This window comes from Bacillus sp. OTU530 (genome assembly GCF_038440375.1).
In genome coordinates this window covers 20,995-35,504 of the sequence record NZ_JASATP010000033.1, presented here as the reverse complement: position 1 = coordinate 35,504, position 14,510 = coordinate 20,995, and the positions used below count along the sequence as shown (strand labels likewise).

General features: G+C 41.9%; 17 protein-coding genes. 11 read left to right on the top strand and 6 right to left on the bottom strand.

What is annotated here, in order from left to right; all coding sequences use genetic code 11:
• Positions 1 to 211: 211 nt before the first annotated feature.
• The 3 genes from AAHB12_RS20915 to AAHB12_RS20905 all read left to right on the top strand — a co-directional run bounded on the left by AAHB12_RS20915 (position 212) and on the right by AAHB12_RS20905 (position 3,520).
• The gene (locus tag AAHB12_RS20915) at positions 212 to 1,720 is read left to right on the top strand and encodes a coproporphyrinogen III oxidase (protein WP_342046888.1); all 1,509 of its coding nucleotides are present in this window, start codon (positions 212 to 214) and stop codon (positions 1,718 to 1,720) included.
• Positions 1,721 to 2,070: 350 nt separating this feature from the next.
• Positions 2,071 to 2,859 (top strand): enoyl-CoA hydratase, encoded by a 789-nt coding sequence (locus AAHB12_RS20910; protein WP_342046886.1) that lies wholly within the window; start codon positions 2,071 to 2,073, stop codon positions 2,857 to 2,859.
• A gap of 109 nt (positions 2,860 to 2,968) precedes the next feature.
• Positions 2,969 to 3,520 (top strand): GNAT family N-acetyltransferase, encoded by a 552-nt coding sequence (locus AAHB12_RS20905; protein ID WP_342046885.1) that lies wholly within the window; start codon positions 2,969 to 2,971, stop codon positions 3,518 to 3,520.
• 127 nt (positions 3,521 to 3,647) lie between these two features.
• Here AAHB12_RS20905 and AAHB12_RS20900 read toward each other — a convergent pair whose 3' ends face one another.
• Entirely contained in the window at positions 3,648 to 3,830 is a 183-nt protein-coding gene (locus AAHB12_RS20900; protein WP_342046883.1) for a YhzD family protein, read from the bottom strand.
• Positions 3,831 to 4,046: 216 nt separating this feature from the next.
• Between AAHB12_RS20900 and AAHB12_RS20895 the strand changes: the two genes are divergently transcribed.
• The 4 genes from AAHB12_RS20895 (at position 4,047) to AAHB12_RS20880 (ending at position 9,860) form a co-directional block, all read left to right on the top strand.
• Positions 4,047 to 5,270: a metallophosphoesterase family protein gene (locus tag AAHB12_RS20895; RefSeq protein ID WP_342046881.1), complete on the top strand. Its 1,224-nt coding sequence runs from the start codon at positions 4,047 to 4,049 to the stop codon at positions 5,268 to 5,270.
• Positions 5,267 to 8,197, top strand: coding sequence for an ATP-binding protein (locus tag AAHB12_RS20890; protein WP_342046879.1), 2,931 nt, complete (start codon positions 5,267 to 5,269; stop codon positions 8,195 to 8,197). The genes AAHB12_RS20895 and AAHB12_RS20890 overlap by 4 nt, the downstream gene beginning before the upstream one ends.
• Positions 8,198 to 8,644: 447 nt before the next feature.
• Positions 8,645 to 9,589, top strand: coding sequence for a 3'-5' exoribonuclease YhaM (gene yhaM / locus AAHB12_RS20885; protein ID WP_129726599.1), 945 nt, complete (start codon positions 8,645 to 8,647; stop codon positions 9,587 to 9,589).
• A gap of 70 nt (positions 9,590 to 9,659) precedes the next feature.
• A complete protein-coding gene (locus tag AAHB12_RS20880; RefSeq protein WP_342046915.1) occupies positions 9,660 to 9,860 on the top strand; it encodes a sporulation YhaL family protein in 201 nt (66 codons plus the stop codon).
• A gap of 250 nt (positions 9,861 to 10,110) precedes the next feature.
• Here AAHB12_RS20880 and prsA read toward each other — a convergent pair whose 3' ends face one another.
• Complete coding sequence (gene prsA, locus AAHB12_RS20875; protein ID WP_342046877.1) at positions 10,111 to 10,956, bottom strand: peptidylprolyl isomerase PrsA; 846 nt, start codon at positions 10,954 to 10,956, stop codon at positions 10,111 to 10,113.
• A 126-nt stretch (positions 10,957 to 11,082) separates the two neighbouring features.
• On the opposite strand from prsA, the gene AAHB12_RS31915 reads away from it, so the two are divergent.
• Positions 11,083 to 11,250: a YjcZ family sporulation protein gene (locus AAHB12_RS31915; RefSeq protein ID WP_446715593.1), complete on the top strand. Its 168-nt coding sequence runs from the start codon at positions 11,083 to 11,085 to the stop codon at positions 11,248 to 11,250.
• Positions 11,251 to 11,345: 95 nt separating this feature from the next.
• Positions 11,346 to 11,444: a YjcZ family sporulation protein gene (locus AAHB12_RS20865; protein WP_129726601.1), complete on the top strand. Its 99-nt coding sequence runs from the start codon at positions 11,346 to 11,348 to the stop codon at positions 11,442 to 11,444.
• Positions 11,445 to 11,756: 312 nt separating this feature from the next.
• Here AAHB12_RS20865 and AAHB12_RS20860 read toward each other — a convergent pair whose 3' ends face one another.
• The gene (locus AAHB12_RS20860) at positions 11,757 to 11,969 is read right to left on the bottom strand and encodes a hypothetical protein (protein WP_129726602.1); all 213 of its coding nucleotides are present in this window, start codon (positions 11,967 to 11,969) and stop codon (positions 11,757 to 11,759) included.
• 246 nt (positions 11,970 to 12,215) lie between these two features.
• Here AAHB12_RS20860 and AAHB12_RS31910 point away from each other — a divergent pair, with 246 nt between their 5' ends.
• Positions 12,216 to 12,404, top strand: a complete 189-nt coding sequence (locus tag AAHB12_RS31910) for a DUF1878 family protein (RefSeq protein ID WP_446715592.1) — start codon at positions 12,216 to 12,218, stop codon at positions 12,402 to 12,404.
• Positions 12,405 to 12,459: 55 nt separating this feature from the next.
• Here AAHB12_RS31910 and AAHB12_RS20855 read toward each other — a convergent pair whose 3' ends face one another.
• Together AAHB12_RS20855 and AAHB12_RS20850 are read right to left on the bottom strand one after the other, a co-directional pair.
• Positions 12,460 to 13,023, bottom strand: a complete 564-nt coding sequence (locus AAHB12_RS20855; protein WP_129726604.1) for an HTH-type transcriptional regulator Hpr — start codon at positions 13,021 to 13,023, stop codon at positions 12,460 to 12,462.
• Positions 13,024 to 13,203: 180 nt separating this feature from the next.
• Positions 13,204 to 13,566 (bottom strand): YtxH domain-containing protein, encoded by a 363-nt coding sequence (locus tag AAHB12_RS20850; protein WP_342046875.1) that lies wholly within the window; start codon positions 13,564 to 13,566, stop codon positions 13,204 to 13,206.
• Between the two features lie 80 nt (positions 13,567 to 13,646).
• On the opposite strand from AAHB12_RS20850, the gene AAHB12_RS20845 reads away from it, so the two are divergent.
• Positions 13,647 to 13,838 (top strand): hypothetical protein, encoded by a 192-nt coding sequence (locus AAHB12_RS20845; RefSeq protein ID WP_342046874.1) that lies wholly within the window; start codon positions 13,647 to 13,649, stop codon positions 13,836 to 13,838.
• Between the two features lie 5 nt (positions 13,839 to 13,843).
• On the opposite strand, the gene AAHB12_RS20840 is transcribed toward AAHB12_RS20845, so the two are convergent.
• Positions 13,844 to 14,278, bottom strand: coding sequence for an HIT family protein (locus AAHB12_RS20840; RefSeq protein ID WP_342046873.1), 435 nt, complete (start codon positions 14,276 to 14,278; stop codon positions 13,844 to 13,846).
• Positions 14,279 to 14,510: the final 232 nt, after the last annotated feature.

Sequence of the window (14,510 nt, the reverse complement as noted above, 5' to 3'; positions counted from 1 at the left end):
CGCCCAAGGGCATGGCTCGCCAATCGGCGAGTTTTCTTTATCAAAAATGAGAAGTTTGCACATATTGACCTCTCCCAGCCGTTCAAGTAAACTAAAGGGAGTTTTATCTTACATGAATGGGCAGGAAAGAACTTGGCTTGTATATGTCCTGTTCATCTAATTAGGCCATCCAAGGATGGGCGTTTTAATTTATGTGAAAAGGTGATAAACGTTGCGAATTGCAATTCAAAGCTTACAAGATGATAGATTTTTACGTCCGCTTCGGTTAATCAGCGGATTGTTTTATGAAGAGAGTGAAGTGTGTTTTGCGGAGAAAGGCGATCTTGTGGTCGATATCTCGATTACAGGAGAGGATATTGTTACAGCATCGGCAGCTTTAACTGAGATGTCGACAGGGAATGTATACAGAGAAACGTTCGCTAAGGATGTTTCCGCTTTTGAGAATGAAAAGGAACGCTTCAAGCAAGTGAAGCATACCGTTTCCTATGTGTACCTATCCGTTCTGCAGCAATTGACAGGAATTGAACAAAAATGGGGAGTTTTAACCGGTGTTCGTCCAACAAAGCTGCTTCATAAAAAGCTTCAAAGCGGCATGACGAAGGAAGAAGCACATAAGGAGCTGCGCGAGGATTACTTGATTCATGATGAGAAAATCGACTTAATGCAGCGCATTGTTGACCGCCAGCTTGCTGCTGTACCTGATCTGTATAAGTTAAAGGATGAGGTGAGTATTTATATCGGGATTCCGTTTTGTCCGACGAAATGTGCCTATTGTACATTCCCGGCATATGCCATTAACGGAAGACAAGGTTCTGTTGATTCCTTCCTCGGCGGGCTGCATTATGAAATTCGGGAAATCGGGAAATTTTTAAAGGAAAAAGGTATCACTATTACAACTGTCTACTACGGCGGAGGGACGCCAACAAGTATTACAGCAGAAGAGATGGATATGCTGTATGAGGAAATGTATGAGTCGTTTCCAGGGGTAGCAAGCATTCGGGAAGTAACCGTTGAGGCCGGACGACCGGATACGATTACTCCAGAAAAGCTAGAAGTGTTGAAAAAGTGGAATATTGACCGAATTAGTATTAACCCGCAGTCATACCATGAGGAAACATTAAAAGCAATCGGTCGCCATCATACAGTAGAGGAAACGATTGAGAAATATCATCTCGCGCGCTCTATGGGGATGAATAACATTAATATGGATTTAATTATCGGACTGCCAGGAGAAGGGCTGGACATTTTCAAGCATACACTGGAAGAAACAGAGAAATTAATGCCTGAATCCTTGACGGTCCATACCCTTTCCTTTAAGCGCGCATCAGAAATGACGCAAAATAAACGAAAGTACAAGGTTGCAGGGCGTGAGGAAATTACGGAAATGATGCACATGGCTGAGGATTGGACGCTGTGTCATGGCTATGTTCCATATTATCTATACCGTCAGAAAAATATTCTTGGAAACCTTGAAAATGTCGGGTATGCAATTCCTGAGCAGGAGAGCATTTATAATATTGTGATTATGGAGGAAGTGCAGTCTATTATCGGACTGGGCTGCGGAGCTTCCAGTAAATTCGTGAACCCGCAAACAGGGGCGATTACGCATTTCGCTAATCCGAAGGACCCGAAATCGTATAATGATGGTTATGTTAAATATACAGAGGATAAGCTAAGAATATTAGAAGAACTATTCACGGAGCGCAGCATAATTAAATAATAACTTGTCAAAAAGAATCTTGGGGTATATCTCAGGATTCTTTTCTTATCCCATTGGAAGATTAAAATATCAAACTCGTTTCCGGGTCAAGGTTCATTCGGCTGCTGCTTTAGTCATAGGAAGACGGGCAATTCCTGAACATCGTGAAACGGTCCCCTAGTGTGTAATCCTGTGGGCACACGTCTTCGAAAGGAGATAAAAAACTTCTAGTTTTGTGCGTAACGATAGCTTTTGGTAAGTTTTTGAGCCAGAGAGCGGATGGTTGTTTTTTCCTTACAAAAGCAGGATTTCCTTTTCACCAACTCAAATTGTTTATAGATAAGGAAAATCAGAGAAGGAGAGATGACTCAATGAATGTCTCAAGCCAAACAGAGTCTGTAATTGTCAAGTATGAAGGACGCATGGCAACCGTGATGCTGAATCGACCGCAAGTATTAAATGCTCTCGACGAGAGTATGTTGCGGGAATTGGTTGATAAGCTGAAGGAAGTAGCGGACAGTAAAGTTGATGTTGTGGTTTTATGCGGGAACGGGCGAGGCTTTTCTGCGGGCGGAGATATTAAGTCAATGCTCTCCGATAGGGATGAAAGTAAATTTTCACCTATTATGGATATGATATCGGAGCTTATCATCACATTGTATACAATGCCCAAGCTTGTCATGAGTGCCATTCACGGGCCAACGGCAGGTCTTGGCTTAAGTCTTGCGCTAGCTGGTGATTATGTGATAGCGGATGCATCCTCCATTATAGCGATGAATTTTATTAACGTCGCTCTTATTCCAGACGGAGGCGGTCATTTCTTCCTGCAAAATCGAGTCGGCGAAAGCCTTGCGAAGCAAATTATTTGGGAAGGTCAAAGGATGAATGCTCATGAAGCATTAGGGCTTGGCATTATTGATGAGGCTGTGGAATCAGATTTTCAGCAAGCAGTGAAGCAAAAGGCGGGAGAATGGCTGCAGAAGCCGGTTCGTGCTATGATTGAAACAAAGAATATTCTTTGTGAGCGCAACAAGCCTGCATTGCTTCAAGTTTTGCAGCTTGAAAAGGAAGGCCAAAGCAAAATGCGTGCAACCAAGGATCACCAGGAGGGCATAGCAGCATTTCTGCAAAAGCGCTCGCCTGTATATGGGGGAGAGTAAGTAAAAGCTGCTAATCATTCAATAGGAATCTCATTTTTCCTAAATTTGTACAGCTGCTCTTTTTTCTGGTAGAATCTCTTTTACGTTTCTGTTGTGGGAGGCGGTCATTATGATACAAAGTTTTCGACTTTCCTCATTTCCAGTGCTAAGAACGGGCAGACTGCTGCTTCGGGATATCTCACCTGCGGATGAATATGCATTGTTTCGTTGCTTGTCTGACGAAGAGGTGATGCGCTTTTGGGGAATGCCTGCACTGCAATCGTTAGAGCAAGCTGCTGCTATGTGTGAAAACTTTCGGCGGGGGTTTACGGAAGGCCGCCATATCCGCTGGGGAATTATTCGGAGGAAAGATGGTGTCTTTCTAGGAACATGTGGCTTTCATTCTTGGGATCTACACAATCACAGCTGTGAGATTGGATACGAGATTGATAGAGGGCATTGGGGAAATGGCTATGCAACAGAAGCAATTCGTGCGATTGTTTCCTTCGCGTTCTCTTACTTAGATGTTTATCGCATCGGTGCACTCGTACATCCTGATAACAGGGCTTCTGAACGTGTGCTTCTGAATGCTGGCTTCCAAAAAGAAGGGATACTAAGCGGCTATATGTACAGCGAAGAGGAGTTTTATAATCTGAATATGTTTCACTGTAAGAAAGTGTAAATTTCTTGCTGGAAGACAATTCGACGTAGTCGGGAGTTTTAGGAATACAGTATAGGGGCAACTACGCCTCTGTCTTCGCCCAAGGGCAGGGCTCGCCAATCATTGGCGAGTTTTCTTTATTATAAATCTATTCATGAAATAAAATGAGTTTGCCGCTTGAGGATGTGCAGCGGTACGTCTGGGTAATATCGTTTTGCTGCAGGATTTCTTCGCCTCGCTGCTTTGCTTCCGCTTCTGTCATCGCCTCAAAGGATTCCTCCAACAGCTTTGCACCGTCTTTGGCAAATGCAGTTAAGACATACACTTTCATTTTGTCATCTCCTTCCCTTTGAGATATTTAATTTATATTCCTATTTTTTTATAAAATGGCTCGTTTCCACAAGAAAAATCGTAGAGTGATAATCAAACTATGTATGATGAACGTATCTGTTTTATTCTTTGACCTCCTCAATACGATCTAATCACGTCTAAGAAACATGATACAATAACTACAAGTATATGATAGAAGGAAGGATGGGTATATTCTATGAAGCTTACGTTCATTCACGCGGCAGACTTGCATTTGGATAGCCCATTTAAAGGGATGGAAACAGCAATGCCGTCGTTTATCTTTGAAGCGATGAAGGAAAGTACATTTCAATCATTTCAGCGTATTGTAGATACAGCGATTCAGGAGCAGGTTGATTTCGTTGTCATTCCCGGTGATGTATATGACAGGGAGGTAAGAAGCCTTCGGGCGCAGCTGTTTTTACGGGAGCAAATGCGTCGTCTGCATGATTATGACATTCAAGTTTATATAAGTCATGGAAATCATGATCATCTTGGAGGAAACGGAGCGGGTATAGAGCTTCCAAACAACGTTCATGTGTTTCAGCAGCCATTTGTGACGAAGCAGCCTTTTCATAAGCAAGGGCAACTGCTTGCATATGTGTACGGCTTTAGCTATGGGCAAAGGGCAGTAACGAAACGGATGGCAGCTCAATATGAAAAAGAAGAAGAGGCTCCATTTCATATCGGTTTGCTGCATGGCAGCCTTGAAGGAAATCATGAGCATAGCAGTTATGCACCATTTTTGTTATCGGAGCTTATGGAAAAGCAATTCGATTATTGGGCGCTCGGCCATATTCATAAACGGGTTGTGCTAAACGAGCAGCCGCCCATTATTTATCCGGGAAATATACAAGGAAGACATCGGAAGGAAATGGGGGAGAAGGGCTGTTATCTTGTAACACTGATGGAGGGGCGTGCCTCCTATACATTCATTCCAACTGCCAGCATTATTTGGAAGGAAGCAGAGATTTCCATTGAGGGAATGCAAAGGATAGATGAATTATTAAAGCGCTGTGAAGAGGTAATGAATGACCTGCGCCGTGAGACAGAAGGAGTATTGCTCGTTTTGACGATAAGCGGAAGCGGGCCGCTTGCATTATATTTACAAGACAGTCAGCATGTCGATGAACTTGTGGCGATTTTGGCTCAGGGAGAGGAACGGAACGATTTTGTTTATCCTATCTCATGTTTGAACCGGACATATTCAGAAGAAGCATTAAAGGAGAGCCCGTTTCTATTGGATTTGCTTCAAGAGGCCGACTCCTTTTCAGAGATAGATACAGTTCTGCGGCCGTTTTGGAGCACTTCGGCTGCTAGGAAGGTGATAGAGCCCTTCTCAGAGGAGGAAAAGCAGGACATATTAGAAGAAGCAAAGCGCTTGCTTATAGGAGAGATGATGAAGGGAGGGAGAGCATATTGAAAATTGAGGTGTTGCATATTTACGGCTATGGAAGGCTGGAAAATCGAGAATATACGCTATCGCAATTATCTGTATTGTATGGAGAAAACGAGGCCGGTAAGTCGACAATTCGTTCATTCATTAAGAGTGTACTATTTGGATTTCCAACGCGCGGCCAATATCGCTATGAGCCGCGAACAGGCGGAAGATATGGAGGTGCGCTTACACTGCAAACCAATCAGTACGGCCGAATTAAGATCGAGCGCCTTCCCAAAACAGCTGTTGGAGAAGTAACTATATACTTAGAGGACGGTACACGCGGCGGAGAGGAATTATTGGAAGCAATCCTCCAAGGAATGGATAGCACGTTATTTGATTCTATTTTTTCTTTTGATGTGCATGGTTTACAAAATATTCATACAGTCAGCCGTGAAGAGCTTGGATCTTATTTATTCTCTGCAGGTGCAATTGGTACGGATGCAATTTTGCAGCTGGAGAAAAAGCTGGATAGCGGCATGGAGGCGCTGTTCAAACCGAATGGCCGCAAGCCGTTAGTGAACGCTGCACTGCAAGAGGCAAGCAAACTGAAGGAAGAGCTAGAGAGGTGGCAGCACAAGCTTGATACATATAAGGACTGGGCTTCGAAAAAACGAAGCAGCGAGGAAAAATTGACAGAGCTACAGCTTGAGCAGGAACAGCTTCGCCTCGCTATCAGGGACTACGAAACAATGACAACATTGCAGCCGCTGCAGTTGGAGAAAAAGAAATATGAAAGTTTTTTATCTTCGGTTGCTGCTTCTTCATTTCCGGTTAATGGTATAAACCGTTATGAGAGGCTTATGGAAGAATGGAAGGCAATCCGTCTCCGGCTGCAAACATTAAGGAAGAAAATAGAGGATACGGAGCAAACGATTGAATCTTTTTCCACCCGTCAACACATATTGGAGCAGGAAGCAGTTGTGGAGGCGTGCCGACTTGGTTATATGTCATATGAAACGGCTAAGCGGGATGTCCTTTCCTTACAGACAGAGCTTGCAAGACTTGAGGAGGAGAAGCAGGAGCTGCGAACGAGTATTGGCTTTTCAGGGGATGCTCTGCTTTTTCATGCCAGTCTTTCAGCAAAGGAAGGTGTCATGGAAGCAGCACAAGCGTTTAAACGGCTAACGGAACAAAAGCAGCAGCTTGACGAGCAGTTTGCCGCCGCCAAGGAATTGTTGGAGCAGCTAGAGGAACAGGTAAGGTACGTGGCAGGCTCGCTTCTCTCAGCTACTGAACGAATGCAATGTGAAAAGCTGCTGGAGAATGAGGCATTCACAGAGGCAGCAGCTTCAACTCATATGCTCCATTTGCTGAAGGAAAAACAGGGAAGACAGGCAGAAGAAGAGCTTATAAGACGAAAAAAGCGTAATGTTTTATTTTATAGCCTTCTATCAGTAAATTCCATAGTGTTAGCGGCCAGTTTATTTTTAAATGTAAAGCTAGTGTTATTTGCTTGTTTATTTGCATTTGTCTGTATAGTTCTTTTCTTTACGGTCGGGAGCAATAAGCAGCAGTTTCTTGCCTTGGAGTTGGAGAAGGACTTGGCTGCTCTGCAAGGAATGGGACGTTCTGAGGAAACCATACAGGCAAAGCATAGGCTGCACATGGATGATGAAAGGAAGCAGCAGCTAGAGCGTGAACAATTTAAGCTACAGCAGGCAGAGCGAGCCTACGAACGGATTGTGTCCCAATATGAGGAATGGGAGAAAAATATGTATGTGCTGCAGAAGGAAGTACAAGCATGGAAGGAGAAAACGGGTTTGCCATCTGCACTCCCTGCTGCGCAGCTTATTCCTGCATTTGAGCGACTTGAAAAGCTGCAGCAAGGGGAGCGTGAAACAATAAAAAGAAAGGAACGCATAGGGCTGCTGGAGGGAGAAACGAAGACCTTTGAAGAAAAGATAAGGGGGCTGCAGGATATATTTGCCGTACGAGATGAAAATAGTGCTGCATTACTGTATGGGATGAGCGAGATACTGAAGGAAGAAAAGCAGAAAGTGCAGCAGCATCAGCAGCTAAAGCAACAGATAGTGCAGTGGGAGATAGAAATACAGGAATTGCAGCTTATAGATTCGAAGCTGGAGCAAGAGCGTGATACACTTTGGAGCTCTGCGGACGCACAGACTGAGGAGCAGTTTTTGATGCGCGGACAAAAAGCTGAGGAGGCACATGAAGCACAAAAGCAGCTTTCATTTTTGGAAGTACAAATAGAGGTGCTGCGTACACGGCTTGTTAATCCCTCCATAGCGGATATCGGAGAAGACTGCGCAGCATTGCTGCAGGAAGCAGTGAAAAAGCAACAGCGCTTGCATGAAATGCAGCAACAGCTGCAGCATGAAGCAGCTACATGTACAGCAGAAATGACTGCTCTTGAAAATGGAAGTACTTATAGGGATATCGTCCATGAGTGGGAAGCAAAACGGTCGCAGCTTCGTGAACTGGTTAAGAAATGGTCTGCTTATGCAATTGCAAAGGCTGCTTTACAAAATACAACAGCGCGGTATTATAAGGAGCGCTTGCCTCTAATTCTAAAAAAAGCGGAACGGTATTTTACATATGTTACAAACGGACAATATACTCGGTTGCTTACGCCGTCTGCGGAGCAAGCATTGCAGGTAGAACGAAAGGATGGCCAGCGTTTTTTTTGTCATGAGCTTAGTCAAGCGACAACTGAACAGGTGTATTTATCACTTCGGCTTGCACTCGCCTGTGCCTATGATGTGCAGGAATCCTATCCTCTTATTATAGACGATAGCTTTGTGCATTTTGATGCAGTACGTACGAAGCAAACGATTGAGCTGATTAAGGAGATTGTCAGGGAGCGGCAGGTGATTGTATTTACATGTCATCCTCATCTGCTGTCTCATTTTTCAGAGGATACGGTCATTGTCTTGAAAAATGGCGCATAGCCAGCTTGATGCTTGTCTTGCTCTTGCCCTCACAGTTAAATAATATTTCTGCAAAAGGTGAATATATGGAAGGCTTCCATGAATCAGCCTTGTCCGAACCGCGCTCCAGCTTTCCTTACGCTTTAAAAAATCATAAATGTTTAACCGAGAGACCATTCGACGGAGTCGGAAATTTTAGGAATCCAGTATCAGTGCAACTACGCCTCTGTCTTCGCCCAAGAGCAGGGCTCGCCAATCGGCGAGTTTTCTTTTCACTTTAAAAAAGTATAAATTTCTAGCTGGAAGATAATTCGACGTAGTGAGAAATTTTAGGAACAAAGTATAAGTGCAACTACGCCTCTGTCTTCGCCCAAGAGCAGGGCTCGCCAATCGGCGAGTTTTCTTTATTCATGTGGAAGTTTTTTCCGTGGTATACTAAAGATAATTAGTCATTTTGGAGGAAAATATATGAAAAAGAAGCTCATACAGCATGAGATTGGCGAGCAAGTTGATATGTATTTACTTATTAAGTCGGCAGCAAGAGGAATTGCAAGCAATGGAAAACCATTCTTGACTCTTATGCTGCAGGATCAAAGCGGTGAGATTGAAGCAAAGCTTTGGGATGTTTCAAAGGAGGATGAAGGGCATTACACAGCGGAAAAGGTTGTAAAGGTTGTTGGTGATACTCAAAATTATAAGGGGCGCATCCAGCTGAAGCTAAAGCAAATTCGGCTAGCACAGCCGCATGAAGCACCGGATATCTCTGATTTTGTAGAGAAAGCACCGTTGACAAAGGATGCAATGCAGGAAAAAGTTACACAATACATATTTGAAATGAGTAATCCGAATATCCAACGCATTACGCGGCATTTACTGAAAAAATATCAAGATGCCTTTTTTGATTATCCGGCTGCAACAAAGAATCATCATGAATTTATTTCTGGGCTTGCATATCATGTTGTTTCCATGTTGGATTTGGCTAAAGCTATTGCTTCCCTATATCCGTCTCTTGATAAGGATTTACTGTATGCTGGCGTTATTTTACACGACTTAGGGAAGGTGATTGAACTATCTGGTCCGATTTCTACTTCTTATACGGTTGAAGGGAATTTGCTCGGGCATATTTCAATTATGGTGAGCGAAATCGCAAAGGCAGCGGAGGAGCTTAATATTCAAGGAGAAGAGATTGTGATTTTACAGCATCTTGTTCTCAGTCACCACGGTAAAGCAGAATGGGGAAGCCCAAAGCCGCCGCTTGTGCGTGAGGCAGAGGTGCTTCATTATATTGATAATCTTGATGCGAAAATGAATATGATGGATCGTGCGTTAAGTCGTGTCAAGCCTGGAGAGTATACGGACCGAATTTTTGCGCTTGATCAACGCGCTTTTTATAAACCGTCGTTTCATCGATAGTCATACTTTTTACCCTTCCTTCATACAGTGAAAGTAAAGCTTGTCTAGGAAGGAAGGGATTAAGATGGGGATGGAAACATTGCCTTGGTGGGTATATGTTGTAATTGTTGGTATTATCGTGAGCGGCTATATGGTATTGTACACTTCAAAAAAAGAACAGGACCTCGATCAGGAGTTCATCGAGCGCGAAGGTAATATGTATATGCAGCGCATTAAGGAAGAGCGTGAGCGTCGTGCACAGGAGCAGGATGATCAGTCTGTTTTGCTATAATCCGACAGCGCATTCTTGCCGGATTTTTACACCAGAAAGTATAAATTTCTAGCTGGGAGATCATTCGACGTAGCGAGAAGTTTTAGGAATAAAGGATAAAGGCAACTACGCCTCCGTCTTTGCTAAAGGGCAGGGCTCACCAGTTATATGGCACATGCCTTTACATGGAATATAGGAGAAGAGCGTGGGTGAGCCATGAACATATAAAAAACCGGACAAGCCAAGGCTTGTCCGGTTTTTTATATTTATGTTACTGGCTTCCTGTAGCAGCTTGCGTTTCAAAAGCTGGTTTTAAATCTTTATCCTTCACATTTACGTCAGCTTTTTTCAGTTCTTTATCAATAAAATCATTCATAAATGTAGTATTTGCCATTTTTGTTTCAATAATCTGCGTTTTCAAGTCGTCTTTCACTTCATCATATGGCTTTAGCTCTTTGATATCTGTTACTTTAATAATATGGTAGCCATAGCTTGTTTTAACTGGTTGGCTGATTTCGCCTTTTTTCAGCTTATAAGCAGCCTCTTCAAAAGCAGCCTCCATTTTACCTGGCCCGAAATAATCAAGGTCACCGCCATTTTCTTTTGAAGCTGTGTCCTCAGAATATTGTTTTGCAAGATCCTCAAAGGATTTTCCAGCCGCCAACTCAGCTTCTACTTTCTTCGCAGTTTCCTCATCCTTCACAAGAATATGACTTGCGCGAATTTCCGGCTTATACTGTGCTTTTAGCTCTTTCTCCGTAATCGTAGCCCCAATTGCTTTCTTTACCGCAAGGCTTGCGCGGATTTGCTCTTTTAGTGAGTTCTCAGTCATGCCGCTTTGTTTTAAAAGCGAGTCAAATTGGTCGCCGTACTGTTCTTTTGTTTTTTTGTATTCAGCCTCAACATCTTTATCTGCCACTTTATAGTTTTTTGTGAATACCTTTTGAATGACAAGATTTTTAATGACATTTTGTCCAGCTTGTTGTTTCATTGCATCATAAAATTCTTCCTTTGTCACGTCTCCTGCTTTTGTTGATACAATCGTTTCGGAAGAATTGCCGCATGCTGAAAGAACGAGTACACTCGTTGCAGCAAGCGCAATAATTGCTTTCTTCATCTTATAACACTCCTACTATGCATTTTTTACTTTCCAGTATGGTCAAATAACACAACAATTAATATATCATATTTTCTTTCTTTTTCCTATTCGGAAGGAAAAAAATGCCCAATTCTCTACAGCAGCATGTTGCACTGGGGCATTCGCATAGGCAATTTTTGTTATCGTCCATACAATATAGGGAAGTTTGAAAAGGGGGTCAATAGGATGAGTGCTGGTTTTTGTAACGGCTTCGCGTTAATTGTTGTATTGTTTATTCTATTAATTATTGTAGGATGCGCTTACGTATATTAATCGACTTTCTTATCTAAAGCGGGATAACAGCCTACTCTTTTCAGTATTAAAATGCATAGTATATGTTACTCCATAACATAAAGGAGGTGTAGGGCATGAGCGGCGGATATGGTGGACACTTCGGAGGCTTTGCGCTAATCGTTGTATTGTTTATCTTGTTAATCATTGTAGGAGCAGCTTGGGTGTGCTGCTAAGATTTTGTAAACGGAATAAACTATAAAAGTTCGGCCGCGCATGGCCGAACTTTTTATTTTTGAATGTATCCATTCATTGTCTGAGCGTTCTTTCTACCATCCCAGAGACCCCTTATGATGCTGAAGAGACAGCCTGCCCAGTCAACGTTGCAAAAAAAATAAGCGGAGCTTGTCTTTTTTACACTGTAGGAAAGCATAAATTTCTAGCTAGAAGTGATTCGACGTAGTCAGAAAATTTTAGGAATACAGTATAAGTACAACTACGCCTCGGTCTTCGCCTAAGAGCAGAACTCACCAGTCGGCGAGTTTTCTTTATTTATACATAACCTCTACATAACTGGAAATCAGTAAAATCGTTATGCAGACGTTGATTGTCCGAAACACACGTGTTTTATGAGAGTCAGACAGTTGTTTTTGGTGGCAGAGCGTATGAGTCATAAAATTTGTATAGAATAGAACAATAAGTGCAAAGGCAGCAAAAACAAAATTCACTAGGAGAGTCCTCCTTTTGCATAAAAAAATCATCCGTATGCTGTGTATTATATCATAGGTTGTCTAGGTTGTGTTATAAAGGTTTCCCTATAAACTATCGACAGAAAGTGAGGAAACAGAGTGAACTGTAGCAAATGGTTGGAACAAATAGCATATTAGCTTGTGCTTCTCCTAGACCCAGCAAGTACGAATGGTTATCCTTTTTTACACTGTAGGAAAGGATACATTCCTAGCTAGAAGTCATTCGACATAGTCGAAAATTTTAGGAATCCAGTATAAGTGCAACTACGTCTCTGTCTTCGTCTAACAGCTGGTCAGTCGACGAGTAGACTGCTTATTCACAATGGAGTAAAAAAGCAACTATTTTTAGCATTCTGTGAATCATTGAACAAAAAGTACAAATTGCAAAAAGCGGAAGGACTTCTACCTTATCATCCGCTTCTTACGGAATTTAAAAAATGTTTCTAACGAGTCTGCCGCTTATGCTGCAATTTACCGAACTCTTACAAGAAAAAAGGGGCTTTTAGCTTTCTAGCTTTACAACCTTTTTACCTTTTTCTGTGAAATTTTCTTCGATATTCTCTAGGGATTTCTCAAAGATATCAATGAAATCTTGTCCGTAAACATTTCTTAGAATCGCCATTAATTCCATATTCTCAGGGAATTTTCCGTAAAAATCACGAAGCGGAAGCGCGCCTGTAAATATGGAGTTTTTCTCTGGTTCATACTCTTCCATAAGATTAAGCAGCAATTCTTCGCCCTGGTCTGTAATTTCGATGTAGGTATTCCGCTTGTCATCCTCTTTTTTAGAAAATAAAAGAAGACCGCGTTCTTCCAGCTTTTTTGAAAAGTTAAAAGCTGTGGATACGTGCATAACACCAAACTTTGCAATTTCGGAAATAGAAGCACCCTTTAAATGGTACGCAATCCACAAAATATGATGTTCGTTAATATTCAAATCGTACGGTTTAATCCATTGTTGCCAATCTTTTTCAACACATTTCCATAATGCTTTTGATAATTGAGCAATTCTTTGACTGAAAATCATAGCCTCTTTGACCGAATAATGCTTTTCCCCACTTTTCATCGACTCACCTACTCTCCTCGCAATCTGAATTAATTAGTACCTATTATGCCAGTAAAATAAAAATTAATAAAGTACTTTTGTTAGAATTGTGAAAATTTTTTGTCAAGATTAAGCATATATATACTTAATCTTGACAAATTATACATTGCAACTGGATTACAACTCCAATGTGTAATGCTTTTAATTCTTATTAGGTACGGATTGTTGTAAATAATCAATGGATTGCTGCAATTCCTCAATTTCTCGTTGGATACTTTCACGATGAGGGGTTGTTTCATTTTTCCAGGAAGAGAATACTTTTTGGACATCTCCTTTCAGCTCAATAAATACATCCTTTCCTTCAGCAGCTGTTCCCGCAATCTGCTCTGTAAGCAGCTTTGTATCATCTTTTAGATCTGTTAATGATCTTTTGAAATCCTCACTTTTTTCCTTTAATTTACGGCGCAGCTCCGTTCCCGAAGAGGGAGCTGTAAGTAAAGCTGCGATACCGGCAACAGCGCTTCCGCAAAGTATTCCGGTAATAAATGCTTTTGTTTTTGTCATAGGAATCCTCCTTGTGCATTTTTGCTCTGTTCATGAATAGGACATAACAGGCATATCCATAGGAAGAGGAGGGATGAACGATGAACCTGGTTACGCTCGTGCTTTTCTTAATCGGTATATTTTGCATTATGCGAGCGGCTCTGCTGCTGCTCTCGTTGAGACAAAAACGTGCATACCCGCCTGCGCTTCTACTCAAGCAACGCGCTTTGTTCTCTAGTTGTCTCGGTGCTTTAATACTCCTATGTATGCTTCTGATTTGTCTGTTTGTCTAATTATATTATTCTATGCGACGGGCAATGGCGCCTGCCATTTCTTGTAAAACGTTTGCTGTATATTCATTTTGGAATGATACCAATGTACCCTTAAAGCCATCATTTTTACTGTAGCGCGGAAGAAGGTGCAAATGAAAGTGAAACACGGTTTGACCTGCTTGCTCGCCGCTATTATTTAACAAATTAAAGCCTGTTGCTCCGTATTCCATTTGAATCGCTTTAGCAATACCAGGCACAACGGAAAATAAGTGAGCAGCGATGTCTGGCGTAAGTGCAAATACATCCTGTTTATGTACCTTTGGAATGACGAGCGTATGCCCTTTTGTTGATTGGCTAATATCCAAAAAGGCAAGTACCTGCTCATCCTCGTATACTTTAGCGCATGGTATAGTTCCTTCTATAATTTTACAGAAAATACAATCATCTGGGTTATGAGTCATTTTTTTCATCCTTTCCTTATTATTAGTCGTATTTTATCATATTTGCATACAGGAAAAAAACAGTGGAAGAAAAGCTCCTTGGCTAAAAAGATATACTTTTCTAAAGTATAAAGAAAACTCACCAACTGGCGAGCCCTGCTCCCCGGACAAAGATAGAGGTGTAGGTGTAGCCTTACTTATATGGTATTTCTAAAATTTTCGACTACGTCGAATTATACTTTCCTCCAGTATA